Origin of the sequence: Saccharopolyspora aridisoli (assembly GCF_004348445.1) — a bacterium.
Classification (GTDB): Bacteria; Actinomycetota; Actinomycetes; order Mycobacteriales; family Pseudonocardiaceae; genus Saccharopolyspora; species Saccharopolyspora aridisoli.
Genome location: NZ_SMKV01000014.1, coordinates 36,967 through 61,047, shown reverse-complemented (window position 1 = coordinate 61,047; position 24,081 = coordinate 36,967). Strand labels below are relative to the sequence as shown.

The 24,081-nt window shown below is 66.2% G+C and carries 24 protein-coding genes; 11 read left to right on the top strand and 13 right to left on the bottom strand.

All coding sequences use genetic code 11. The features are described 5' to 3' along the window. Positions 1-55: 55 nt before the first annotated feature. Complete coding sequence (locus E1161_RS13525; RefSeq protein ID WP_132623249.1) at positions 56-622, bottom strand: suppressor of fused domain protein; 567 nt, start codon at positions 620-622, stop codon at positions 56-58. Positions 623-708: 86 nt separating this feature from the next. Here E1161_RS13525 and E1161_RS13520 point away from each other — a divergent pair, with 86 nt between their 5' ends. From E1161_RS13520 to E1161_RS13490, 7 genes are all read left to right on the top strand, one after another. Beyond that, complete coding sequence (locus tag E1161_RS13520) at positions 709-1,572, top strand: AAA family ATPase (RefSeq protein ID WP_132623411.1); 864 nt, start codon at positions 709-711, stop codon at positions 1,570-1,572. 75 nt (positions 1,573-1,647) lie between these two features. Further along, positions 1,648-2,796, top strand: coding sequence for a vWA domain-containing protein (locus tag E1161_RS13515; RefSeq protein WP_132623247.1), 1,149 nt, complete (start codon positions 1,648-1,650; stop codon positions 2,794-2,796). A gap of 57 nt (positions 2,797-2,853) precedes the next feature. After that, complete coding sequence (locus tag E1161_RS13510) at positions 2,854-3,969, top strand: XdhC family protein (RefSeq protein WP_132623245.1); 1,116 nt, start codon at positions 2,854-2,856, stop codon at positions 3,967-3,969. Between the two features lie 111 nt (positions 3,970-4,080). Next, positions 4,081-4,647 carry a (2Fe-2S)-binding protein gene (locus E1161_RS13505; protein ID WP_132623243.1) on the top strand — a complete coding sequence of 189 codons (567 nt, stop codon included), beginning with the start codon at positions 4,081-4,083 and terminating at the stop codon, positions 4,645-4,647. Continuing rightward, positions 4,644-7,076 (top strand): xanthine dehydrogenase family protein molybdopterin-binding subunit, encoded by a 2,433-nt coding sequence (locus tag E1161_RS13500; RefSeq protein WP_132623241.1) that lies wholly within the window; start codon positions 4,644-4,646, stop codon positions 7,074-7,076. The genes E1161_RS13505 and E1161_RS13500 overlap by 4 nt, the downstream gene beginning before the upstream one ends. After that, positions 7,073-7,927, top strand: a complete 855-nt coding sequence (locus tag E1161_RS13495) for an FAD binding domain-containing protein (protein ID WP_132623239.1) — start codon at positions 7,073-7,075, stop codon at positions 7,925-7,927. Before E1161_RS13500 ends, E1161_RS13495 begins: the two co-directional genes overlap by 4 nt. Before the next feature lie 214 nt (positions 7,928-8,141). Beyond that, complete coding sequence (locus E1161_RS13490) at positions 8,142-8,936, top strand: SRPBCC family protein (RefSeq protein ID WP_132623237.1); 795 nt, start codon at positions 8,142-8,144, stop codon at positions 8,934-8,936. A gap of 26 nt (positions 8,937-8,962) precedes the next feature. On the opposite strand, the gene E1161_RS13485 is transcribed toward E1161_RS13490, so the two are convergent. From E1161_RS13485 to E1161_RS13475, 3 genes are all read right to left on the bottom strand, one after another. Beyond that, on the bottom strand, positions 8,963-9,943 hold the full coding sequence (locus tag E1161_RS13485) for an o-succinylbenzoate synthase (protein ID WP_132623235.1): 981 nt from the start codon (positions 9,941-9,943) through the stop codon (positions 8,963-8,965). Positions 9,944-10,284: 341 nt separating this feature from the next. Then, positions 10,285-10,878, bottom strand: a complete 594-nt coding sequence (locus E1161_RS13480) for a suppressor of fused domain protein (protein ID WP_132623233.1) — start codon at positions 10,876-10,878, stop codon at positions 10,285-10,287. A 120-nt stretch (positions 10,879-10,998) separates the two neighbouring features. Next, a complete protein-coding gene (locus E1161_RS13475) occupies positions 10,999-12,654 on the bottom strand; it encodes a DNA repair helicase XPB (protein ID WP_132623231.1) in 1,656 nt (551 codons plus the stop codon). A 79-nt stretch (positions 12,655-12,733) separates the two neighbouring features. Here E1161_RS13475 and E1161_RS13470 point away from each other — a divergent pair, with 79 nt between their 5' ends. Both E1161_RS13470 and E1161_RS13465 read left to right on the top strand, forming a co-directional pair. After that, entirely contained in the window at positions 12,734-14,332 is a 1,599-nt protein-coding gene (locus E1161_RS13470; RefSeq protein WP_328591254.1) for a recombinase family protein, read from the top strand. A gap of 1,190 nt (positions 14,333-15,522) precedes the next feature. Continuing rightward, on the top strand, positions 15,523-15,906 hold the full coding sequence (locus E1161_RS13465) for a hypothetical protein (protein WP_132623227.1): 384 nt from the start codon (positions 15,523-15,525) through the stop codon (positions 15,904-15,906). Positions 15,907-16,186: 280 nt separating this feature from the next. On the opposite strand, the gene E1161_RS13460 is transcribed toward E1161_RS13465, so the two are convergent. From E1161_RS13460 to E1161_RS13425, 7 genes are all read right to left on the bottom strand, one after another. After that, positions 16,187-16,753 (bottom strand): hypothetical protein, encoded by a 567-nt coding sequence (locus tag E1161_RS13460; protein ID WP_165939787.1) that lies wholly within the window; start codon positions 16,751-16,753, stop codon positions 16,187-16,189. A gap of 269 nt (positions 16,754-17,022) precedes the next feature. Continuing rightward, the gene (locus tag E1161_RS13450; protein ID WP_132623223.1) at positions 17,023-17,541 is read right to left on the bottom strand and encodes a hypothetical protein; all 519 of its coding nucleotides are present in this window, start codon (positions 17,539-17,541) and stop codon (positions 17,023-17,025) included. A gap of 68 nt (positions 17,542-17,609) precedes the next feature. Next, positions 17,610-17,987, bottom strand: coding sequence for a hypothetical protein (locus E1161_RS13445; RefSeq protein WP_132623221.1), 378 nt, complete (start codon positions 17,985-17,987; stop codon positions 17,610-17,612). Positions 17,988-18,156: 169 nt separating this feature from the next. Next, positions 18,157-18,498, bottom strand: coding sequence for a hypothetical protein (locus tag E1161_RS13440; protein ID WP_132623219.1), 342 nt, complete (start codon positions 18,496-18,498; stop codon positions 18,157-18,159). Between the two features lie 105 nt (positions 18,499-18,603). Continuing rightward, complete coding sequence (locus tag E1161_RS13435; RefSeq protein ID WP_132623217.1) at positions 18,604-18,978, bottom strand: hypothetical protein; 375 nt, start codon at positions 18,976-18,978, stop codon at positions 18,604-18,606. A gap of 64 nt (positions 18,979-19,042) precedes the next feature. Then, positions 19,043-19,315, bottom strand: a complete 273-nt coding sequence (locus E1161_RS13430) for a hypothetical protein (protein ID WP_165939786.1) — start codon at positions 19,313-19,315, stop codon at positions 19,043-19,045. Between the two features lie 78 nt (positions 19,316-19,393). Continuing rightward, on the bottom strand, positions 19,394-20,155 hold the full coding sequence (locus E1161_RS13425) for a hypothetical protein (RefSeq protein ID WP_132623213.1): 762 nt from the start codon (positions 20,153-20,155) through the stop codon (positions 19,394-19,396). A gap of 1,070 nt (positions 20,156-21,225) precedes the next feature. On the opposite strand from E1161_RS13425, the gene E1161_RS13415 reads away from it, so the two are divergent. Continuing rightward, entirely contained in the window at positions 21,226-21,990 is a 765-nt protein-coding gene (locus tag E1161_RS13415) for an arginase family protein (RefSeq protein ID WP_235875004.1), read from the top strand. On the opposite strand, the gene E1161_RS13410 is transcribed toward E1161_RS13415, so the two are convergent. Further along, positions 21,903-22,319 (bottom strand): hypothetical protein, encoded by a 417-nt coding sequence (locus tag E1161_RS13410; RefSeq protein ID WP_132623209.1) that lies wholly within the window; start codon positions 22,317-22,319, stop codon positions 21,903-21,905. The two genes, E1161_RS13415 and E1161_RS13410, sit on opposite strands and share 88 nt — an antisense overlap. 137 nt (positions 22,320-22,456) lie before the next feature. Here E1161_RS13410 and E1161_RS13405 point away from each other — a divergent pair, with 137 nt between their 5' ends. Further along, complete coding sequence (locus E1161_RS13405; protein ID WP_132623207.1) at positions 22,457-22,876, top strand: phage terminase small subunit; 420 nt, start codon at positions 22,457-22,459, stop codon at positions 22,874-22,876. 39 nt (positions 22,877-22,915) lie between these two features. Here E1161_RS13405 and E1161_RS13400 read toward each other — a convergent pair whose 3' ends face one another. Next, positions 22,916-23,977 (bottom strand): hypothetical protein, encoded by a 1,062-nt coding sequence (locus E1161_RS13400; RefSeq protein ID WP_132623205.1) that lies wholly within the window; start codon positions 23,975-23,977, stop codon positions 22,916-22,918. Positions 23,978-24,081: the final 104 nt, after the last annotated feature.

The following is a 24,081-nucleotide window of genomic DNA, read 5'->3' as shown; positions in this document are numbered from 1 at the left end:
GGGCAGTGATCGGTCCGGTCCATGAACCGTCCATGATCAACCCGGTCGGTTCGGACTAGAACTGGCCGCTGCCCGCGTCATCCCGGTAGATGTCGGCCAGGTCGGTCCCCTGGGCCTCCCACCGGTCGTAGAGCGCGTCGCGGCCGAAGCGCGCAACCAGCTGCGACTCCGCGCGGGTGATCGGGACGAGCGTGATCAGCTGCAGGACCGGGACGCCCTCGTCGAGCAGGACGTCGAACTCGTCGTCCAGGTACGGGTGCGGTGCGGCCATCGCGCCTGCGATCGCGGTGTCCGGCAGCAGGATGCGGTCGTTCATGATCAGGGCGCCGTAGCCGACGCGCGCCTGCGACTCGGTGAGCAGCTCGGCGACCACGCCCACCAGGTGCTTGGCGTAGACCTCCTGGTCCTGACGCAGCGTGCACAGCAGCTCCTGCGGAAGCGGCGCCCCCGCGGTGTGCTCGCGGAGCCCGCTGGTCAGCACGGTCACGTGGGTGCCGTCGGCGTGGTCGCAGTACACGAGGTTGTAGGCCCGCTCCCGCCCACCGGCGCTCCTGCTGTCGGCTCCCCGAACGCGTCCGACGTGCTTCTCCACGTGCGCCGGGAACCCCTTGAACCTGCTCATGCCCCACCTCTAGTTCGACCGACGCGCATCCTATGGGGTGGATGCGTCCGGTCGAATAGGCTCGGGGGGTGGCTGACGCTCTCGAGATGAAATCACCGGCCGAGGTCGCGGCGGCGCTGGACGAGACCGGTTACCTGCCGGACGACGGGATCGCGACCGCGGCCTTCCTGGCGATGCGGATGCGTCGCCCGCTGCTGACAGAAGGCGAACCGGGCACCGGCAAGACGGCGCTCGCGCAGGCGCTGGCAGCGGCCCTAGGCGTGAACCTGATCCGCCTGCAGTGCCACGAGGGCATCGACGCGGCCCAGGCGCTCTACGACTGGGACTTCCCGCGGCAGCTGCTGCACCTGCGCACCCTGGAAGCGGCCTCCGGCGGTGAGCTCGATGCCGACGCCGCCGAGTCCTCCCTCTACACCCCGCGATTCCTGCTGGCCAGGCCGCTGCTGCGCGCTCTGCAGGAGACGCCGTGCGTGCTGCTGGTCGACGAGGTCGACCGCGCCGACGACGAGTTCGAGGCGTTCCTGCTGGAGGTGCTCTCGGAGTACGCGGTCAGCATCCCGGAGTACGGCGAGGTCCGCGCCGAGGAACCGCCGGTCGTCATCCTCACCTCCAACCGCACCCGCGAGGTCCACGACGCGCTCAAGCGCCGCTGCCTCTACCACTGGCTGGAGCACCCGGACCTGGACCGAGAGGTCGCCATCCTCCGCCGGCGCCTGCCGGGCGTCGACGGTCGCCTGGCGGAGCAGGTCGCCGCGGCCCTCCAGCGGATGCGCCAGATGGAACTCCTCAAGCCCCCGGGAGTCGCCGAAGCCCTCGACTGGACCCAGGCCCTCCAGGCCCTGGGCGCAGGTTCCCTCGACACCGAAACCGCCGCCACCACCCTCGGCGCGGTTCTCAAGTACCGGGAGGACGCGGAGCGAGTCCGCTCAGCAGGCGTCCTCACCCCCTGACCCGTTCCACCCCGGTGAGCAGGCACCGGATCACGACGGTATTCGCGAGGACCAGGTGGGAGGGGAGGTGTGGTGATGGTGGAGACCGTGACGGGGTTGGTGGGGTTCGCCCGGGCCCTGCGGCACTCGGGGATGGCCGTGGGGCCGAACCGGGTGCAGAGCTTCCTGGCCGCCGTGGACCAAGTGGGGGTGGACGAGCGTGAGGGCGTGTACTGGGCCGGACGCCTGACCCTGTGCTCCGATCCCGACGACGTCGCCCGCTACGACGCGGCTTTCGAGACCTGGTTCAGCGCGGAGCCGATGGGGGTGGAGCAGCCCGGGAAGCCGGTGCCGCGCCCGGCGAAGATCGCGGCGCTGACCGCCGAGACGTCCGACGGCGGGGGCGAGGGGGAGTCCGAGGACCCGCTCGCGGCGGCCGCCAGCGACGCGGAGGTGTTGCGGAACCGCGATGTCACCGAACTCAGCGCGGCAGAGCGCGACCACCTGCGGCGGATGCTGGCGGTGCTGCGCCCCGAACCTCCGACGCGCCCAGCCTTGCGGCGCGAACCCGGCAAGCGCGGAGGGCTGAGCCCCCGCGCCACGCTGCGCGCGATGCTGCGGTCCGGGGGCGAGCCGGTGCGCCTGCCCCGGCAGCACCGCTCGCGGCGTGCTCGTCGCGTCGTGCTGCTCATCGACATCTCCGGTTCGATGAGCCCGTACTCCGACGCGCTGCTGCGCTTCGCGCACGTCGTGGTCCGCCGGGCTCCGGCGAGCACCGAGGTCTTCACGCTCGGCACCAGGATGACCCGCGTGAGCAGGCAGTTGCGCCAGCGCGATCCGGAATCCGCGCTGCAGGCGGCTTCTCGCGCGGTCCCCGACTTCTCCGGCGGCACACGACTGGGCGACACTCTCCGGGTGTTCTTGGACAGGTGGGGGCAGCGCGGCATGGCGCGCGGTTCCGTCGTGGTGCTGTTCTCCGACGGATGGGAGCGCGGCGACGCCACTGACCTGGCCGAGCAGATGCGCCGGCTGCGCAGGTTGGCTCGCGGTGTCATCTGGGCGAACCCGCACGCGGGCCACGACGGATATCAACCCGTGCAATCCGGAATTGTGGCGGCCCTCCCGCACGTTGACCGGATGGTGGCCGGTCACAGTCTGAGGTCGCTCGAAGACATCTGGTCATGGGTTCGCAGACTTTCCCAGTCCGGGGAGCAGCTCCCCGGCGTGCCGGTCGGTTTCGCCTGACACCGACCCGGGTGGATGCTTGGAAGGGCCAGGACGGCCCGTGGAGGTAGGTGCACCGTGCGTGACGTGTTGGATGACTTGACCAAGCGCTGGGAGGCCGGCGAGTCCGTCGGGCTGGGCACCGTTGTGGCCACGTTCCGCTCCGCCCCTCGCCCGCCCGGTGCGTCGATGCTGGTCACGCAGGGAGGCGAGGCCGTGGGCAGCGTCTCCGGTGGCTGCGTCGAAGGCGCGGTCTACGAGGAGGGCTCCACGGTCCTGCAGGGCTCGGAGCCGGTGCTGCGCCGCTACGGCGTCAGCGACGACGACGCCTTCGCGGTGGGTTTGACCTGCGGCGGAATCCTCGACATCTTCGTCGAGCGGATCGACCGCGAGACCTTCCCGGACCTCGACGAGGTCGCCGCCTCGGTGCGCGCGGAGGAGCCGGTGGCGGTCGCGACCGTCATCGAGCACCCCGAACAGGCCAAGGTCGGCACCCACCTGCTGATCTGGCGCGAGCGGGTGCGCGGCACGCTCGGCGCGTCGCGGGTGGACGACGCGGTGATCGACGACGTGCGCGGCATGCTCGCCAGCGGTCGCAGCGGCGTCATCGAGTACGGCCCCGAGGGGCAGCGCCGCGGCGAGGGAATGCGGGTGTTCGTCAACGCCTTCGAGCCGCCGCCGCGCATGCTCGTCTTCGGCGCGATCGACTTCGCGGCCGCCATGGCCCGGATGGGTGCTTTTCTCGGCTACCGGGTGACGGTGTGCGATGCGCGTCCGGTGTTCGCCACCAACAGCCGGTTCCCGGGGGTCGACGACGTCGTCGTGGACTGGCCGCACCGCTACCTCGCCCAGGAGGCGGAGGAGGGGCGCCTCGACGAGCGCACGGCGGTCATGGTGCTCACCCACGACCCGAAGTTCGACGTGCCGGTGCTCAAGGAAGCTCTGCGCATGAACGTCGGGTACATCGGCGCGATGGGTTCGCGCCGCACGCACGAGAACCGCTTGACGCGGCTGCGCGAGGAGGGCGTCACCGAGGAGGAGCTCTCCCGCGTGTCCTCGCCGATCGGTCTCGACCTGGGTGCCAGGACCCCGGAGGAGACCGCCGTTTCCATCGCCGCGGAGCTGATCGCGCTGCGGTGGGGCGGCCGTGGTGTGAGGCTCTCGGACGTGGAGGGCCCGATCCACCACGACTGAGCCCGCTTGCTCTCGTCGGGACGGAGTAGGACCCTCTAGCGGAGTGACATCCGTCACTCGGCGGATAGTCGTGTCCCCGAACGTTCGCGCTCCCGGCGAGGAGGCCGTTCCATGTCCCGCATCACCGTCAACGTAGACGGCACCAAGTACACCGATGAAGTGGAACCTAGAACGCTGCTCGTGCAGTACCTGCGCGAGCAGCTCGGCAAGGTGGGCACCGTAGTCGGCTGCGACACCAGCAACTGCGGTGCCTGCACCGTCCACATGGACGGGCACAGCGTGAAGGCGTGTTCGGTCCTGGCGGTCCAGGCCGACGGCCACGACGTGACCACCATCGAAGGACTGGCACAGGACGGCAAGCTGCACCCGTTGCAGGAGGCCTTCCACGACAACCACGCGCTGCAGTGCGGGTACTGCACCCCCGGCATGATCATGCAGGCGTTGGACCTGCTGGCCGAGGACCCGAAACCCGACGAGCAGGCGGTCCGCGAGGGCATGGAGGGCAACCTCTGCCGCTGCACGGGCTACCAGAACATCGTCCGTGCGGTGCGCGACGCCGCCCAACGCATGGAACCCGGCGCGGGGCCCGCGGCCGAGCACACCGAAGACACGCCCATGCAGCGCAAGCCCGCCGACGAGCGGACCGGCGCCGAGGCCACGGGAGGTCGCCAGTCATGACCGCCGTGGCAGAGCCGGAACTCGGGCGTTCCCGCAAGCGCAAAGAAGACGCGAGGCTGATCACCGGTCGCACGCGCTGGACCGACAACCTCGCGCCCAGCGGAACGCTGCACCTGGCGATCCTGCGCTCACCGATGGCGCACGCCAAGATCACCGCGATCGACACCGAGGCCGCCAAGGAGTCTCCCGGCGTGGTCGCGGTCGTCACCGGCCGCGACATCGCAGATGTCCAGGGCAGCCTGCCCTGCGCGTGGCCGATCACCGAGGACATGAAGGCCCCGGCGGCTCCGGCGATGGCCGTCGACGAGGTGCACTTCGCGGGTGAAGCGGTGGCGATGGTCGCCGCCCGCTCGGCCGCCGAGGCGCGCGACGCGATGGACGCCATCGACGTCGACTACGAGGACATGCCGGTCGTGCTGGACATGCCCTCGGCGATCGAACCGGGATCACCGCTGGTCCACCAGGACCTGGGCACCAACACCAACGCCGTGTGGACCTTCGACTCGGCCGAGGCCGGCACCGGCGGAGACGTCGAGCAGGCCCTGTCCGCCGCGGAGGTGGTCGTCGAGCGGACCTTCCGGCAGCAGCGGCTGATCCCGGCGTTCATGGAGCCGCGCTCGGTCGTCGTCGACCCGACCGGTGAGCAGATCACCGTCTGGTCGGCCACCCAGGTCCCGCACATCCTGCGGGTCATGCTGGCCATGACGCTGGGCGTCGCCGAGAGCAAGATCCGGGTCATCGCCCCCGACGTCGGTGGTGGTTTCGGAGGGAAGCTCCAGGTCACGCCGGAGGAGGTCCTCTCGTTCCTGATGGCGCAGCGGCTCGGCCGTCCGGTGAAGTGGACCGAAACCCGTTCGGAGACCATGGTTTCGGCGCACCACGGCCGGGACCAGATCCAGAAGCTGTCGATCGCGGCCACCCGCGACGGCCGGATCACCGGGCTCAAGGTCGAACTGCTCGCCGACATGGGCGCCTACCTGCGGCTGGTGACCCCGGGCGTGCCGATCCTGGGCGCGCTGATGTTCAACTCGATCTACAAGATCCCGGCGTACCACTTCAGCTGCACCAACGTGTTCACCAACAAGACGCCGACCGACGCCTACCGCGGCGCCGGGCGTCCGGAGGCCACCTTCGGCATCGAGCGGATGATGGACGAACTCGCCGCCGAGTTGGGCATGGAGCCCATGGAGGTGCGGCGCAAGAACTGGATCGCCCACGAGGAGTTCCCGTACGACACGGTCGCGGGTCTGACCTACGATTCGGGCAACTACGAGGCCGCCAGCGACAAGGCGATGGAGCTGTTCGGCTACACCGCGCTGCGCGAGGAGCAGGAGCGGCGCCGTCGCGAGAACGACCCGGTCCAGCTGGGCATCGGCATCTCCACCTTCACCGAGATGTGCGGGCTGGCGCCCTCGCGGGTGCTGGGGTCGCTGTCCTACGGCGCGGGAGGTTGGGAGCACGCGGCGATCCGGATGCTCCCCACCGGCAAGGTCGAGGTCGTCACCGGGTCCTCCCCGCACGGCCAGGGGCACGAGACGGCGTGGAGCCAGATCGTGGCGGATCGGCTCGGCATTCCCTTCGAGGACGTCGAGGTGCTGCACGGTGACACCCAGGTCTCGCCGAGGGGCATGGACACCTACGGTTCCCGCTCCCTGACCGTGGGCGGCATGGCCGTGGTCGCCGCCGCCGACAAGGTCATCGACAAGGCCCGGCCGATCGCCGCGCACATGCTCGAATGCGCCGAGGACGACCTGGAGTTCTCCTCCGGCCGGTTCGGCGTGCGCGGCACCGACCGGGGTGTGGCGATGGCCGAGGTCGCGCTCGCGGTGTTCGCCGCGCACGACCTGCCCGACGGGGTGGAGCCGAACCTGGACTCCGATGCGACGTTCGACCCGGAGAACTTCTCGTTCCCGCACGGCACCCACCTCTGCGCGACCGAGGTGGACACCGAGACCGGGCACGTGGAGATCCGCAAGTACGTGTGCGTGGACGACATCGGTTCGGTGATCAACCCGCTGATCGTGGAAGGCCAGGTGCACGGCGGCCTCGCCCAGGGCATCGCGCAGGCGCTCTACGAGGAGGCCGTCTACGACGAGGGCGGCACGCTCACCACGGGCACGCTGGCCGACTACCTGGTGCCCTCGGCAGCCGACCTGCCGGAGTTCACCACCGACCGCACCGAAACCCGCGCGACCTCGAACGCCCTGGGTGTCAAGGGCGTGGGGGAGGCGGGAACGATCGCCTCCACGCCCGCGGTGGTGAACGCGATCGTCGACGCGCTGCGGCCGATGGGCGTGAACGACGTCGAGATGCCCTGCTCACCGCAGCGGGTGTGGCGGGCGGTGACCGGCGCTCGCGCGTCCCGGGAGACGGCGCCGGAGGCCGGCGGTGGACTCGGCTCGATGAATCCCCATGGAGGTGCCCGGTGATCCCGGCCCAGTTCGAATACGTCGCGCCCTCGACCGTGGACGAGGCCGTTGCCGCGCTGGCGGCGGCAGGTGAGGACGCCAAGGTGCTCGGCGGCGGGCAGAGCCTGCTGCCCGTGCTGCGGATGCGGATGGCAGATCCGAGCACGATCGTCGACGTCGGTCGCATCCCCGAGATGCGGGGCGTCCGCGAGGACGGCGACAAGCTCGTCGTCGGCGCCATGACCACCCACTACGAGGTGCAGCGGGATCCGCTGATCCGGCAGCACGCCGAGCTGATCATGCTGGCCACCCGCACCGTCGCCGATCCGCAGGTGCGCCACCGGGGCACCTTCGGCGGTTCGCTGGCGCACGCCGATCCGGCCGGTGACCTGCCGGCCCCGGCGCTCGCGCTGGACGCGGAGATGGTCATCGCCGGTCCCTCGGGTCGGCGCACCGTCCCGGCGTCGGACTTCTTCGTCGACTACTTCACCACCGCGCTGGAACCCACCGACCTGCTGGTCGAGGTGCGGATGCCGAAGTGGACCGGCTGGAACGCGCACTACGAGAAGTTTAACCGCGTGGCCCAGGCGTGGTCGATCGTCGGAGTCGCCGCAGCGGTGCGGGTTTCCGGCGGCGCCATCGCCGAAGCCCGCATCGCGCTGACCAACATGGGCGCCACCCCCGTCCGCGCGATGGGTGTGGAGCAGGCGCTGGTCGGCCAGCAGGCCACGGCCGATGCGGTCCGCGCGGCCGCCCGGCACGCGACCGAAGGCACCAGCGCGACAAGTGATTCCAGCGCTGATGTTGACTACCGGGAGCACCTCGCCGAGGTCCTGACCGGACGTGCGGTGCTGGCGGCGGCAGGCGGCTGATCCGCTCCGGCGAAGACCGGGTCTGGCGGCGTTCCGCGGAACCGCCGCCAGACCCGGATCGTTCTTGTGGGCGGGTGGTCCTCCCCGCTGAGCCGATCGGGCTATCGGCGCGCCGTCCGGCCTGGGAGGCTGGTGGGTGGACTGCGTTATAGCTTCAGACTGAAACGATGGCTCTGCGCCTGAGCCGAGCACGGTCAATCAGGAGGACCTTCCAGTGGAAATGCAGCACACGTTCAGCGTTCCGGTGCCGATCGATGCGGCGTGGAAGGCGATGACCGATCCAGAGCGGGTCGCTCCGTGCATGCCCGGCGCCACGCTCACCAAGGCCGAAGGCAACGAGTTCGCCGGTTCGGTGAAGGTCAAGCTCGGACCGGTGACGCTGCTGTACAAGGGAACCGGTGTCTTCAAGGACATCGACGAGGAGAACCGGCGGCTGGTCATCGACGCCAGCGGCAAGGACTCGCGGGGCAGCGGCACCGCCGCCGCGACGGTCGTCGTCACGTTGACCGACGAGGGCGACACGACCTCGGGCAAGGTCGACACGGACCTGAAGGTCACCGGCAAGCCCGCTCAGCTGGGCCGCGGCCTGATCTCCGAGGTGGGCGGCAAGATCTTGAACCAGTTCGCCGACAACCTCGCCAAGAAGCTGGAGTCCGAGCAGGAGGCCCCACCCGCGCAGGAGAAGGCGTCGGCCGAGCCGCAGAGCACCGAGACCAAGGGCGGCACCAACGGCGACGGTGCCGCCGCAGCGGCGGGTTCGGCGGCTGCGGGCCCCGCGGTCGGTTCGGCGCGCAAGGACACCAGCTGGCGGGTCACACCGGCCAGCGCCGACTCGCCGAGCCCGACCACGGTCGCTGATCCTGCCGCCAACGACGAGGCCATCGACCTGCTGGGCACCGCGGGAACACCGGTCCTCAAGCGGGCCGCTCCGGCCGTGATCGGTCTGCTGGTGGCGTTCATCGTGCTGCGCCGCTTCAAGAAGCGCCGCGCCCGCAAGCGCGCCTCGTAGCGATTCCCCCAGGCGGGGGCCAACCCTCAGTCCTGCAGTAGGGCTCCGACCCGGCCGAGCCGGTCAAGCCACCACCGCTGCACGTCGGCGGGGGGAGTGGCGGCCGCGACCAGCGCCGGGTCGGGCTTCGGGGGCTTCGACAGCACGGGCAGGAATCCCTGCTCGGGCAGCAGCGAATCGGCGACCACGTCGCCGTCGAGCAGCGCCATGGTGCCCAGCCCGCACGCGAACGGCAGCTCGGGCAGCGCACCCGCCAGCGCCAGCTGCGCTGACAGACCCACGCTGGTCTCCACCGCCGAGGACACCACGCACGGCAGACCGGAGGCCTCGGCGACCTGCAGCGCTCGGCGGACTCCGCCCAGCGGCGTCGCCTTGATGATCGCCACATCGGCTGCTCCGGCCACGGCCACGCGCATCGGGTCCTCGGCGCGGCGGATGCTCTCATCGGCGGCGATGCGCACGTCGACCTTGCGCCGCACGGCGGCGAGCTCCTCGATGCTCGGGCACGGCTGCTCGGCGTACTCCAAGCCGTGGGCGGCGGCGTCGAGCTCGCGGATGCGGCTGACAGCGGTGTCGACGTCCCACGCCGCGTTGGCGTCGACCCGGATCGCGCCGTCGGGCCCGAGCGCGTCCCGGACGGCGGCGACCCGCTCCAGGTCTTCGGCGGCGGTCTGACCGGGATCGGCGATCTTGACCTTCGCGGTCCGGCACCCGGAGCGCGCCACGATCTGCGCGGCCTTCTCGGCGGACACGGCGGGAACGGTGCAGTTGACGGGGATCCGGTCCCTGATGGGCTCCGGCCATCGGTCACCGCACGCCTCGAACGCCGCCTCCAACCACGGAACGGCGCTGGCGTCGTCGTAGTCCTCGAACGGGCAGAACTCGCCCCAGCCGGCAGGGCCGGACATGAGCACCCCGCGCCGCACGGTGATCCCGCGGAACCGGTTCCGCATCGGCAACGCGTACACCCGCACGGCGTCCAGTTCCGCAGGATAGAAGCTCGCCATACCTCAATCCTTCCAGCCCGAACCTGCGTCCGCGCCCCCGAGGGGGACCGGACACGGCCGTGTTCGGCCCTCCGATCACGGCGGTAACCAGGGGTTCACCCAGGAGCCCAGCGGGTCGGGTACCCGGAACACCGCCGTGATCAGGAACCGACTACGGCGGTGATCCGACCACCCTGGGGTCGGGTGCTGGACCTCTCCGTGACCGGGTTCCCCGAACGCGGGGTGATCAGGCTCCCCCCGGGACGTGGGGATGCCGGAGCACTGCCGTGATCAGGTTGTGGGTGCGGCCGTGATCCGGGTTCCTCCCCGGGGCGCTGGTGTCGTTGGTGGTGGGCGGTCGGTCAGGCGACGCTGGGGCGGCCCAGGTCGAAGACGTCTACCTCGAAGCGGGCCCATTGCTGGCGCAGGGCGGTGACGCCGTGGTCGAGGATGTAGTTGAGCTCGCCCAGCGTGACCGGGAGGAGGGTGAAGACCTGGAGCTGCTCGATGCCCTCCGGGTCGGTGAAGCGGGTGAACTCCGACGGGAAGATCGGATGTCCGCTGGCCAGGACGCCGTGGAACTCGGTTCCCGGCAGCAGCGGCTTCTCGTTCGGCACGATCTGGTCGGGAACCAGGAAGGTGCGGTTCTGCACCAGCAGTTCCGAGGTGAGGTCGACCAGGTGGCGGGCGGCTTCGGCCTGCTCCCGGTAGACCGAGCAGGCCAGTTCCTGAGCGGGGTGGGCGCCAAGTGGCTGGAACCGCAGGCCGCTGCTGATCACCGTCGTCAGATGGAGTTCTTCGAGGTGGAAGAACACCAGACCGTAGCCGCGGTTGGTGCCGTTCACGTTCGGCGGCTCGGCTCCCGTGGGGGCGCCGGCGTAGCGCTCGAGGTTCTCCGCGAGGCCGACGAAGCGGTGCGCACCGCCCATCGCCGGCCGTTGGTGCTCGGTTTCCATCCGATCTCCAGTGTCTTGCAGCTCAGGCGCTGCGTTCGTTCAACGCAACGGTAGCTGCAAAGCAGCCGAACGCGGGCCCCTTTTGGATGACAGCTATCCGAGGCTCACCCGGAGTTTCGGTCACCCCGCGTCCGGGAGAGCCGGGCCGAGCAGGTCGTCGGCGTCCACGATCCGGTAGGCATAGCCCTGTTCGGCGAGGAACCGCTGCCTGTGCGCGGCGTAGTCGGTGTCCAAGGTGTCGCGCGAGACGACCGAGTAGAAGTGCGCCTGCTTGCGCTCGGCCTTGGGCCGCAGCAGCCGGCCGAGCCGCTGCGCCTCCTCCTGCCGGGACCCGAAGGTGCCCGACACCTGCACGGCGACCGAGGCTTCGGGCAGGTCGATCGAGAAGTTGGCGACCTTGGACACGACGAGCCGGTTGATCTCGCCGCGCCGGAACGCGTCGAAGAGCTCCTCGCGCTCCTTGTTCTTCGTCGAGCCCTCGATGATCGGCGCCTCCAGCGCCTCGCCGAGCTCGTGCAGCTGGTCCAGGTAGGCGCCGATGACCAGGGTGGGCTCGTCCGGGTGCTGGTCGAGGATCGCCTTGACCACCGGGGCCTTGGTGCGCGCGGTCGCGCACAGCTTGTAGCGCTCCTCGGCTTCGGAGGTGGCGTACTGCAGGCGTTCGTCGTCGGTCAGCGTCACCCGCACTTCGACGCACTCCGCGGGCGCGATCCAGCCCTGCGCCTCGATGTCCTTCCACGGGGCGTCGTAGCGCTTGGGGCCGATCAACGAGAACACGTCGCCTTCCCGGCCGTCCTCGCGGACGAGGGTGGCGGTCAGGCCGAGCCGGCGGCGGGACTGCAGGTCCGCGGTCATCCGGAACACCGGGGCGGGCAGCAGGTGCACCTCGTCGTAGACGACCAGGCCCCAGTCGCGGGAGTCGAACAGCTCCAGGTGCTTGTACTCGCCCTTGGAACGGCGGGTGATCACCTGGTAGGTCGCGATGGTGACCGGCCGGATCTCCTTCTTCTCCCCGGAGTACTCGCCGATCTCCTCCTCGGTCAACGAGGTCCGCTCGATCAGCTCGCGCTTCCACTGGCGGCCCGCGACGGTGTTGGTGACGAGGATCAACGTGGTCGCCGCCGCCTCGGCCATGGCCGCCGCGCCGACCAGCGTCTTGCCGGCGCCGCAGGGCAGCACGACGACGCCGGAGCCACCGGCCCAGAACGACTGCACGGCTTGGCGCTGGTAGTCGCGCAGGTTCCAGCCGTCCTGCTCCAGCTCGATGGGGTGCGCTTCGCCGTCGACGTAGCCTGCGAGGTCTTCGGCGGGCCAGCCGACCTTGAGCAGCATCTGCTTGAGACGTCCGCGCTCGCTGGGATGCACGACGACGGTGTCGTCGTCGATGCGGGCGCCGAACATCGGGGCGATCTTCTTGTTGCGCAGGACCTCTTCGAGCACGGCGCGGTCCACGGAGACCAGCACGAGGCCGTGCGCGGGGTCGTTGGTCAGCTGCAACCGGCCGAAGCGGCCCATGGTCTCGACGATGTCGACCAGCAGCGGCTGCGGCACGGGGTAGCGGGAGAAGCGAACCAGTCCGTCGACGACCTGCTCGGCGTCGTGCCCGGCCGCGCGCGCGTTCCACAGCGCGAGCGGCGTGATCCGGTAGGTGTGCACGTGCTCCGGCGCGCGCTCGAGCTCGGCGAAGGGTGCGATGGCGGTGCGCGCGTCGTCGGCGAGGTCGTGATCGACTTCGAGCAGCAACGTCTTGTCGGACTGGACGATCAAGCAGGACACACATACCTCCAACAGATAGGTTCGTCACGTGACCCACGAAGCTGCTCCCGAGTCCGTCACACCTCGCTCGCCCAAGGCTATGCCTCGTGCGAAGAGACGGAAGGGAACACCTGTCACGACTGGGCCTGGGATGCGCGCGGCCATCTACGTCCGGCTGTCACGGGACACCGACGAGAGTACGTCCCCAGAGCGTCAGCGGGCGGCGTGCGAGGCCATATGTGAGGCACGCGGTTGGGAAGTCGTTGCGGTCGAGGAGGACATCGATGTGAGCGGGTTCTCCCGCGGCCTGGAACGTCCGGGACTCCAGAGAATCTTGGCCCGCCTGGCCGACCTTGATGTGGTGGTGTTTTTCAAGATCGACAGGCTTGCGCGGTCGACCGTCGACTTCGCCGAGATCATGCAAATCGCGGAGACGCAGTCGGTTGCACTGGCCTCGGCGCAAGAGCCTCTGGACCTCACCTCCTCGATGGGGCGGGCAATGGCGCGGGTGATCGCTGTTTTTGCTGAGTTGGAGTCCGACACCATCGGGTCCCGAGTGTCCAATGCGCACGAGCATCTGCGCCGTGAAGGACGTTGGACTGGTGGGCGAGTCCCGTACGGGTACCGGGTTGTTCCCAACCCGAACGGTGCTGGGCGGGTGTTGGAGATCAACCCTGACGAAGAGAAGGTCGTTCACGGGATCGTTGATCGAGTCCTGGCTAAAGAATCGCTCATGAAGATCGCCACGGATCTGACCAAGGCGGGTGTGGTTTCGCCTGGGCACCGCTCACGTCAGCCGAACGGCAAACGGAGTGATTCGGAGCGGTGGTATACGACCACGCTGCGGAGCTTGTTGACGAACCCCCAGTTACTTGGCCAGGTGATCGAAGACGGTAAGCCCATCTTGCGGACAGACGGGCTGCCGCTAGTGACACGTCCTCCGATCCTGGACATGCGCACTTGGCATGCCCTCCAGGATGAGTTGACACGGAGGAGTGACCGCAGTGAGCGGCGGCGCGAGGGGACAGCGTTACTGCGGGGAGTCTTGTTCTGTTCGTTGTGCAGTGGGCGCATGTATACCTACGTGGCGGGCGGGCGCACTCGATACCGTTGCATTGGTCGGTTGAAGCAGCGACAGGCTGGCCAGGACGTGGATTGCTACGGACCGAGCGTCGCGGCAGAGGCGCTGGAAGCGCATGTGGCCAAGGAATTCCTCCGTGGGATCGGTCACATGCCGGTGGTGAAGATCGAAAAGAAGGTCGCTGAAGATTTCCGGCCTCAGATCCGACAGGCTGAGGAAGCGCTGAAAGACCTAGAGGCTGACCGATACGAGCGCGGCCTCTTCAAGGGCGAGGACGGTGCTCACCGGTACGCAGCGCAGTACGCCAAGCTGGAAGAGCGGCTGTCCAGCCTTAAAGCGAGGCAGAGTGATGCAGCTCCCGGCGGCGTTGAAGAGATTCCAACCGGCAAGACGCACGCCGAGCTGTGGGACGATTCAGACACTGCTGGTCGGCGAGACCTCTTGCTGAACGCCGGAACGTTCGTCGAGGTGGCGCCTGCCCAACGCGGCGGAAAGAAGCTCGACCCATCGCGCATCTCGGTCTACTTTGGACCCGAAGGCTTTATCCGCCGAGCTGAGGCGGAAGGCAAAGACCCCGAGTCCGCCACCCTGATGTTGATTGATTCTGATTTCAACTAGCGCTCGCCGCTGGGCACAAAGAGTAATTGCCAGGCAATGTAAGGCCCTTCCGGGGGAGCAAGTGCTACGGCTGCGTCCGTAACACTTCGCCTTGGTTGTAACGGATGTTCATGCCTGTGTGCTGCACTGTTGCGCCGGTTACGGCTGTTACGGCCGAGCTGGGCGCGCCCGCCTCGAAGTGGCCGATGATCACCTTTTCGTAATTCTGGCGCGCGCTCGCCTTCGGGCTACTTCCTAATTCTCACTTTACAAATTGATATGATTTTGGTAGTTCAATTGTGAAGGTTCGCGATGAGCAAGCTCCCTCTTGACCCGCCCTGCACGCCGCTAGCGATGGCATGGGCGAAGGGAGAGGCAAAAGCCTCTTCCTTCGTCCTGGGCAGCTAGGCAACGCTATGGTATGACGCTTGTAATTGCACTTATCGGACTCGCGCTAAGTTTGATATCGCTTGGCTGGCAGATCTGGTCTTGGCTACACAACGGCCCCTGGGTACAGGTCACGTCGCAACATGCATACGCTGCGGAAATCGGTGGAGCCGTAGGGCCGCACCTGATCGCAGTGCGCGCAATAAACAAGGGCAGGGCAGCAACGACGGTAACCGGCTTCGGACTTCGGAGTCCCAGCGGGGGAACGATCGTCTCGCCGAACCAGCCGATGCAAACACACTCCCTTCCGCATCGCCTCGAACCACACTCCGACGCGACCTTCTACATGCTCGGCTCCAGCGTGAAGGAAACCCTCCAGGAGCAGAAGATCAGGCCATCGGACGTACGGCCGTACGTGACGCTTGGCAGCGGCAAGTCGGCTCGTGGGAAGCCGGTGAATTGGTGAGAAAGCCCGACCCCTCATTTAACTAGGAGGCGTTCGCTCTTACGCCCCCGTAACAAGCGTAACTGGCGTAACAGTGCAGGTCACAGCCTTGAAGGCCCGAAACGATCCTTCAGTGTCGTTACGGCGCGCGCACGAGAAGCCCAATTTGTGATCTGGGTCATATGCGGCTTCGTGCCCAGTTCGGGGACTCCAGCACCCACTACAAGGGCGAGGGCCATTTCCCGCCCGTCTGCCGGGGTCGACCTGCACGCGCCCGTGCCCCGCGTGCTTCCCCCCGGCCTCTCGCCGCGCCGTCCCGTAAAGCGCTCCACGTCGCGTCTCCATGCCGCGTGGTCGGTTGACGGCGCGGCGTCTCTACGTGGGCACCTTCCAAACCTTCGAGGGAAGGGAAATGGTCGCAGGCAACAGCAACCCCAAGTGGCGGACTGGCTGCGTGTTCGAGGACCCGAGCGCAGTGTTGCCCTACCTCTACCGATCAACAGCGGGTGAAGTCCGGCGTCTGGCGGCCACGATGAGCCGCCGGATCGAGATCGAACGCGGTGCCGTGCACCCGACACCGGTCGACATGACCGCCGAGCAACTGTCCGCCTTCGAGCCGCGACCGATGACCGTCGCGGAGTACGCAGCCCGCATTGGCGATGTCCGGGCTCTGCTAGATCGTGCAGACGAGCTCGCCGCGATCGCTGAACAGACAGAGGAGTGGGAGTTCGGGCATGACCACCGAACGACCCCGACTCCTTGACCAGACTCCACCACGTGCCCGCAGCGATAGCGGCGAGCCCTGCCCGTGGGGCAGGGCTAGGGGATGCCCATGCGCGTCGCCGCGGATCCCTCGGGCGTTTCTATCGCTGCGCGACGTGGTGACCCGCCGCGTGTCTGAGCAGGCAGACAAGACCACACCGGTCTTTGGGTTCGATTCCCTGCGTGAGCGCTCGGGCATCTCGCTACCCCCAGAAGGCACGTCTTCTTACGGCGCCTCGCGAGATGCCCCGGCCTGGTTGACGGGGCGTTCTCACGACTGATCACCGCGAGTCCCCGGCCCAGGCCCTCAACTTCCGCGCACCTGAACCGCCGGCACCCGTTCGCCGGCGGGCGTCTCCAGGCCCGCGCAGCCCGTGCGACCTGACAACTGAATACGGCACGAAATCAACGTCACAGGAGGCATGAACCATGACCGCCGAGGACAGCGACAGCAAGGACCGCACGACCTCGGGCAGCAGCTCCGACAGCGACTCGGGCTCCTCGTCCCGGTCGCGAAGCGGGAGCAGTGACCGCTCCGGCTCCTCGTCTTCCCACAAGCGCAGCAGCGGCAGCGACTCGGGCTCTTCGTCGGGCAAGCGCGGCAGCGACAGCGATTCGGACTCCGGCTCGTCTTCGCGGAAGCGCGACAGTGACTCGGACTCGCGTGACCGCGACTCCGGCTCGTCCTCCAGGAAGCGGCGCGACTCTGACTCGGACTCCGACTCCTCGTCGCGCAAGCGCAGCAGCTCGGGCTCGAAGAGCGGTAGCGATTCCGACAGCGACTCCAGCTCCGGCCGCAGGAACACCAGTGACCGCAGCTCCGGTTCGGACGACTGAGTTCCCGGCAAAAGTAAAACGGCCCGGCAAACATCCGTAGCGGATGCTGCCGGGCCGTTCGCCTCAGCTTCTCGCACGTCCTACTGGAGACGTACCGGCGGGCCGCACTGGCGGTTGCCCATCGTCTTGCAGTCCCATCCGGCGTCGTCCTCTTCGATCCGGCCGGGGTGGTGCGCGCTGGGCGCAGGCACGATTGTGGTCTGACTTCCGATCGGTCGCTCAGCCAGTGCAGCGCCCACAAGTAGGACGAGAACGACGCTTGCAATCCACGCTTTGATCATCACGCCCAATTCCCGGTGACCTCTGCGCTGTAGTGCTCGTACCCGCGCTTTACGAGCTCGTCGAAGTCCAGCGATAGCGCATCGCACAAGTGCAAGAGGTCGGCGAGTAGGTCCGCGACGACGAGGTCGATGTTCTCGCCGTGCAGGCGAGTCGTCTCGGTGAAGGCTTCTAACGCCGGGACGGCGAAACCGGCACGCCGCGAGTTGTCGTGGACGTGGTCCTCGGGCGAGTTTCCGTAAAGCATGTCGCCTTCGCCGTCGAAATCGATCTCGGCCAGGTCTTCAACTGACTCGGCATCGATGCGCTCGGCCGGAAACCGGTCGACCGTCGACAAGGGCTCAGGGCTGTAAGCAAGCTCCCAGTCGTACATGCTGGGGCCAAGCCACGTGATCGGCCGCCCACAGTCCTTGCAGCGATCGCCCTTGTCCGGCATGTCATCCGGGCGGTGGGCTCCCCCCGAGCTCTGGCACAGGGGCTCGGTCTGCTCCGTGGCGCTGACAGTTGTGTTTTCGGACATTGGTGTTCTCCAATTCGTTAGGGCACCGCAACGCTCAGGCCCTAAGAACCTGAGCGCCACGGCATGTCTCAACGGCCGACAGGGAACGACTCCGCATCGGAGTCCGGCGCCGCGACCTCGAACTGAACGCGGGAGAGCATGAACGAGGAAAAGCGGCGGTGGCCGGTGCTCTGGACGTGGTCCTTCTCCCAGCTGTTGCCGTCCTCAGCCGTGAAGACCCACGACGAAAACTGCCCGCACTCCAGGCAATCCGTCCGCAGCCACGACGCGTGCGGCCACTCCGTTGGTGCCTGCTGGAGGTTCGGGACGGTCAGGAGAAAGCCGACTGGTGAGACACGCCGGTCTTGTAACCAGGATGGCAACCCCGGCGGCTCTGGCTGGAGATCTGGAAACAGATCGATCTGTCCTGGTTGTGGGTGCGCGTTGATATGCTTCGATTCAGCCATTGGAACCTATCTCCGATGGTCAGCGAGTCGCCCTGGTCCTTGCCCGAGGCAGGGCGGCTCGCGCGTACAGATCTGATGCGCCCCTCTCTGCGGCGCGGTCCCTCCGGTGTCCGTTGGGACACCGCAACGCTCAGGCCGAGACCTGAGCATCACGGCGTGTCTCAACGGCTCAGGAGTCGATGCGGTACACGAACACCCGCGCGCCGATGTGCATTGCGTCGAACCACTGCAAGGCGACCCACACGTGCGCCCAGTTGAACGACAGCCGGAGGTAGTCAGGTAGTGCCTTGATCGCCTCCCCGTCGACCTCCAGACAGTATTCCGCTGCGAAATTCTCCTCGGACTCGTAAATTCCTTGCCCGTTTTCCTTGATCCACCGCGCGACTTCCCACCCGTCCATGGAGCGGTTCAGGTGTCCGTCGCTGTCCAATTCCTGGATCACGACGCGGATCGCGTCGCGGTCGAGATTCAATAGCGGACCCGGCGTATCCGTTTCCAGGTAGTCAACCACCGAACGAAGCCACCCCATTTTGATCACCTTTCCGATCGAGTCCGTTGGGATACCGCACGACACGGACCACGGCCCGTGTCGCACGGCGTATCTCAGCGGTTCAGATCAGCCATAGACGACGTCGCCCAGGACGGCGACCTGAACAATGCAGTCGAACGAGTCGGCATCGAGCTGGCACAACTCGTCTTCGGCGTCCGCGTGACTTTCGGCGGTCAGAACGTCGCGAGCCTGGCGCACGTATCGATCAGCGAGCGATGTACCGCCGCGCTCGATCTTCTCCATTGCCGCCAGGATTTCGTTGTGGCCAACGGTGGACGAACGGTCGAGGTTGTCGGATTCGGTGATCTTCACCGACCACTCGCCGGTTACGTCGCCCTTCTCGGTGACGTGGCGCCATTCGCTGTAGTTAAACCACGATGAGCCGAAATGCAAGGAGTCAAGCAGGATGTCATAGGTGGTTTGCTGGCTCAGGTATGCCATTTTTCCTCCGTATCCGTTGGGATACCGCACGACACGGGCCAGTTCCCGTGTCGCACGGCGTATCTCAACGGCTGGCCGCTTCGGTCCAGTCGTGCCAGTCGTGCCCGTACATTTCCTCTGCGGACTGGACCGTCTCGAAATCGTCCTTGCCCTCCTCGTAGGCGTCTGTCCAGATCTGGGCGACTTCCGCGAACCGTTCGGGCATTTCGGTTTCCGGCGTCGGGCCATAGGCGTCCACGTAGTTCGCCTGGTCATACCCCGCATTGAAACCGTTCTCGCGTGCTTCGTGCTCGTGGTCAGAGTGGCGAAAGTCCCGATAGACGGTGCCCATAGCCATTACATGCTCCCTCAGATTTCCGATCCTGTATCGGCGGCACGGTGTCAGGGTGAATCTGACACCGACCGTAGAAACAGTTCAGACGTCCCACTTAAGAACAGTGCGGGCGACGTGCAAGACTGTGTCTTCGTGGCAACCGTTGACGACGGACGTTGCCGTTTCGCAGTTCCACTCGTTCGTCTCGTAGGAGTAGTACGCCTCGCGGATAGTGTCTTCGCTCTTTTCCCGCAGGTATTCGACGTATTCGGCATGGTCCTCGACCGGATAGCCGTAGTGCGTCAGATCGTCGGGAATGTCAACGTCGTTCTGTTCCGCGAGTTTGATCAAGTCTCTCTGGGTGTCGTCGCCGAGGAACTGTCCCCATGCTTCATCGGCCAGCTCCAAGACGTACTCAGAGTGGGTTTCCTCGTTGATCAGTGGGTAATCCGTGAGTCCGTCCATGGTGTCGGCAAGGTGCTTCAGCCACCCGATGCCGGTTTCGATGTCTTCACCGTTAGTCGGAAGCTCGCCTAACTGAATCCACGCGGAGTTTTCACCGTGAACGCCGTTGGTGGAGACGTTGACCCCTGGCGTTCCGTCCAGTGCCCGGACGTTGGCGGCATCAAGGTCGGTACCGCCGTAGTCCGAGTAGCTGATCAGATTCAGAGTGACCGGGAAATAGTCCTGCGGTTCCTCGCCATCGCTGAACACAAGCGCGTACAGGTGCTCGCACCTGTCTGGCTTGTCAATGCCCCATTTGTAAGGGCGCTCCTCGATAAGCGAGGTGTAAGGGTTGCCGATCAACCGTTCCCAGAGTTCAACAACTCGCGCGTACTGCTCCGGCGAATAGACGTGCGTCATCGTGAACAATTGATTCCTCCCAGTTGATCGGGTAGGCGACGCTTTGTCGCCTGATCTCTCAGATGCCGACACGGAATATCCGCGCCGACTACTCAAAGATCAGTTTCGCGGCGGAGTTAAGCGCTATGGAGTTGTCAAGGAACAAAAGCAGATCGCGGAGGATATTGGGATTCCGTTTCGCTGATTTTTGCGTACGGCGATAAGCCTACGGATAAGGCTATTTCGGTCAAGCATATGTGTTGTCTATCACATCTGCACGTAGCAAAAAGTCTCTGACCAGGGGAGATGCATATATGGATGCATGGGGTGGCAGTGCCCGTAAGCAGCGGCTACCGCGTACCTGGTCGCACCTGCGGTCACAGGTGATGCGTAGGGACGCCTACACCTGCCAGATCAACGGACCGGATTGTGTGCGTGCGGCTACCGATGTGGATCACACGCAACGTGGTGACCTGCACGAACTAGCCAACCTGCAAGCCGCATGCAAGCCATGCCATGCACGCAAGTCCGCCCGTGAGGGTGTGCAGGGGCGCGCACGTCGTGCCGCGCTGCGGCTACGTCCGGCCGAGCGGCACCCAGGGTTGACCGGCGAGCACTGACCCAGGGGGAGGCCCCTCCCCCTGGTCATTCGGGCTCGGTGGGCATAGCGGCCCAGCAGTTGTACGGGTTTTCAGGTCGCGCAGCGGCCGATTCTTTCGATTCGATTGGACTTTCATGGAGACGGGATACTTCTGGACGCCGCTGATGGCCTGGCACGACACCGGGACATCCGCGGGGCTGTTCAAGCCGAAGCCGTTGTCCGGGATCGAGCCCGGTCAGCACTTCGAGCACCCCGACACGAAGCGCAGGCTCGCTGAGCTGATCGAGACCTCGGGTTTGCTCTGGGACTTGGACCGCATAGACGCGGTGCTGATCGACCGCGAAGACCTGGAGCGCGTTCACGACGCGAGCTACCTCGATTGGCTGGAGCAGGCCAGTGCGAACGATGGTGGCCGGGTGGATGGGTCCAGCCCGTTCGGGCGCGATAGCTACGACATCGCGCGGGTGGCCGCCGGGGCACTGCGGCAGCGATGGACGCCGTCCTCGAAGGTTGGGTCGACAACGCCTACGCGCTGGTTCGTCCGCCCGGCCACCACGCGCGCCGAGCCGGCGGCCTTGGCTTCTGCCTGGTCAACAACATCGGAGTCGCGATCGCGCGGTCGATCGCCCGCGGGGATGCCGAGCGGGTCGCGGTCGTGGACTTCGACGTGCACCACGGCAACGGCACACAGGACATCTTCTACGCCGACCCGAACGTGCTGACGATCTCGCTGCACCAGGACCAGTTGTTCCCAGCGAACTCCGGTCATTTGCACGAGAACGGCAACGGGCCGGGTGTCGGCGCCAACCTCAACGTCCCGCTGCCTCCGGGCTCGGGCCACGGTGCCTACCTGGCTGCCTTCGATGAGGTCGTGCTGCCCGCGCTGCACCGGTTTGTTCCGGACGTGATCGTGGTCGCCGCCGGGTATGACGCTGGGGCTTACGACCCGTTGGGGCGGCAGATGCTCACGAGCGCGACCTACCGGGAGATGACCCGCAAGCTCCTGTCCGCGGCCGAGGAGCTGTGTGACGGGCGCCTGGTCGCGAGCCATGAGGGTGGGTACTCGCCATGGGCCGTTCCCTTCCATGGCCTCGCGGTCTTAGAGGAGATGGCCGGCGTCCGGAGCGGCGTCGCTGATCCCTTCGCCCGCAGCTTCGAGATCGCAGGTCAACAGGACCTACAGCCGCACCAGCGCAGCGCTATCGAGCGGGCCGCCAACCTCGTGACCAACCGCCTCGACTCGACGGCCTCGTAGGTCTTCCGGATCGCGGTGAACTGTCCGGAGAGCGATACCGGGGTGCCGTCGGTCTGGATCTTCTCCCAGTAGTCGAACAGGTTCTCCTCGGCGGTGTGCCAACGTACCGGCAACGCGTCCCGGTCGCGTAGCCCCCACTTCTCCAGTTCACGATCGCTGGCCGAGCGGACTGCGCCGGCAAGGTCTCGAAGGCGTTCCCCTTGCCTCTCGTCGACGCCCGACGGGCTCGATGAGCTGGTCAGGGAGATGGGGCCATTGTTGACGCCGATTTGAAAGCTGGTCCCGGCCCGACCACTGAACTCGTTGTGGATCTCGTTCCCCTTGGCCACCCGCACAGTGTGCCGGACACGTCTGCACGCCTGTACGGAAAGACACCCAACTGCCCGAACCGTTGACGCATCCTTACGCGCCTCAAGTGGTCGCTTAGCTCAAGTCGGCCAGCAACCACGGAAAGGAGGGCCACGCGATGGGCACTCGTGGCCCTGTCCCCAAGCGCAGCGAACAGCGAATTCGCCGCAACCGCACGGACCAGCCCACCGAGTCGGTGACTGAACTTGGTGCCGTCAGCGCACCGGACCTCGGGCTCGATGACCCGCACCCGCTCGTCGCGGAGTGGTATCGGGCGCTGACCGAGTCCGCGCAGAGCCGCTACTTCGAGCCGAGCGACTGGCAGACCGCGCGCTTCGTCGCACACACGATGGACCGCTACGTCCGGTCGTCGAAGCCGTCGTCGCAGATGTTCGCCGCGCTGATGAGCGCGATGTCAGACCTGCTGGTTACCGAAGGCGCTCGGCGCCGGGCGCGGATCGAGATTGAGCGTGGGCAGGTCGAAGAGAGGGCTAGTGTCTCGGCGCTGGCCGAATACCGTAGATCTCTAGGGGTCTAACCGGTGGATTCCTTGCGGGCTTGTAGCTGTTTGGTTTTGCTAGCTTGCTAGAAGATCGAGAGCTGTCCCTGCGATAAAAATCAGTAGTGCTATGGTGCGTAGGCGGCGTTCGTTTGCCATCGTAATCGCGCGATTGAGTAATTTGGAAGCGATTCGCGACCATGTTGTAAGGAGTAATAGCGTCATCCTGGTCGGTTCGAATGACGTGAAAACGCGCATGAAGATATTGGGGTGTTCACGTCGGGTCTCGTCGTCGAGTAGGGCACTGATGGCCACTACGAAAAAGATCAATCCCCACAGGGCGTAGAGCAGGCCTGCCGAGAATATTCCAGGTACAATTGGAACCCAGATTATCGCTATCGAGACTCCCCAGTATAGGTTGAAATTATTTTTGGCTCCGTAAAGGCGGAGCGCAGCGCGTTCTTGGGTCTTGAACCTTTTTCTCATAAAGGCGTCGACCTGTTGATTAAACAGACGTGCGCCGTGCTTACATTCCCATAGTTTCAATGAGGGTGATAAGGTATGCAGCCTGCCGGGATTTGGCGGCTCTACGCAGTAGGCGCAACGGGACTTGTTTTCGAACTCGTCACGTAGGCGCTGTAGGATGTTCTGGTATTCGTCATCGTGTTTGAACGAGTGCTGCCATTCTCCGAGCGATCGAATTGCTTCATGTGCGTCTAGTGCCGTTCGGGAAAGATCGGAGTCGAGCGCTTGCCGTAAGTACCTGTCGGTGCTGCCCATTCGCCGCCCAAGTCGTAGATATTGAATCTTCTTCATTCTTCTGTCTGCGCGGCTGTCGATCCGGTCTCTTGTTTTTCTTAAGCCTCTAGGTCCGTAGATATCGATAAGTGCAACAAATCCAGCCGCGAATAGAACGAACTTCCCAATGCGCCCCCAATATAAAATTGTAATGCCCAAGACTTTGTGGTGTTCCGGAATTTTTTCTTGTGGCCAAGTTAAACTCGCGTCCCATGCCCCGTAGTGCAGCGCGCCGATTACCGCAGCCGCCATGGCCAGTCGTGTGAGCCATTTGCGTATTTTTGAAGGCCGTCTTCGATTCGGGGTGTTCAGATGCTTGTCTGCGTTGTGTTCGGCCTCCATGAGCATGATCTTGCCGTGTAGTCGTGCGGTTGTCATCGGAGAGCGCGGTTCTTGACAGCGAGCTCGATGGGTGAGCGTTCTGTTTCCTCGCCCGCGGCGTGGAG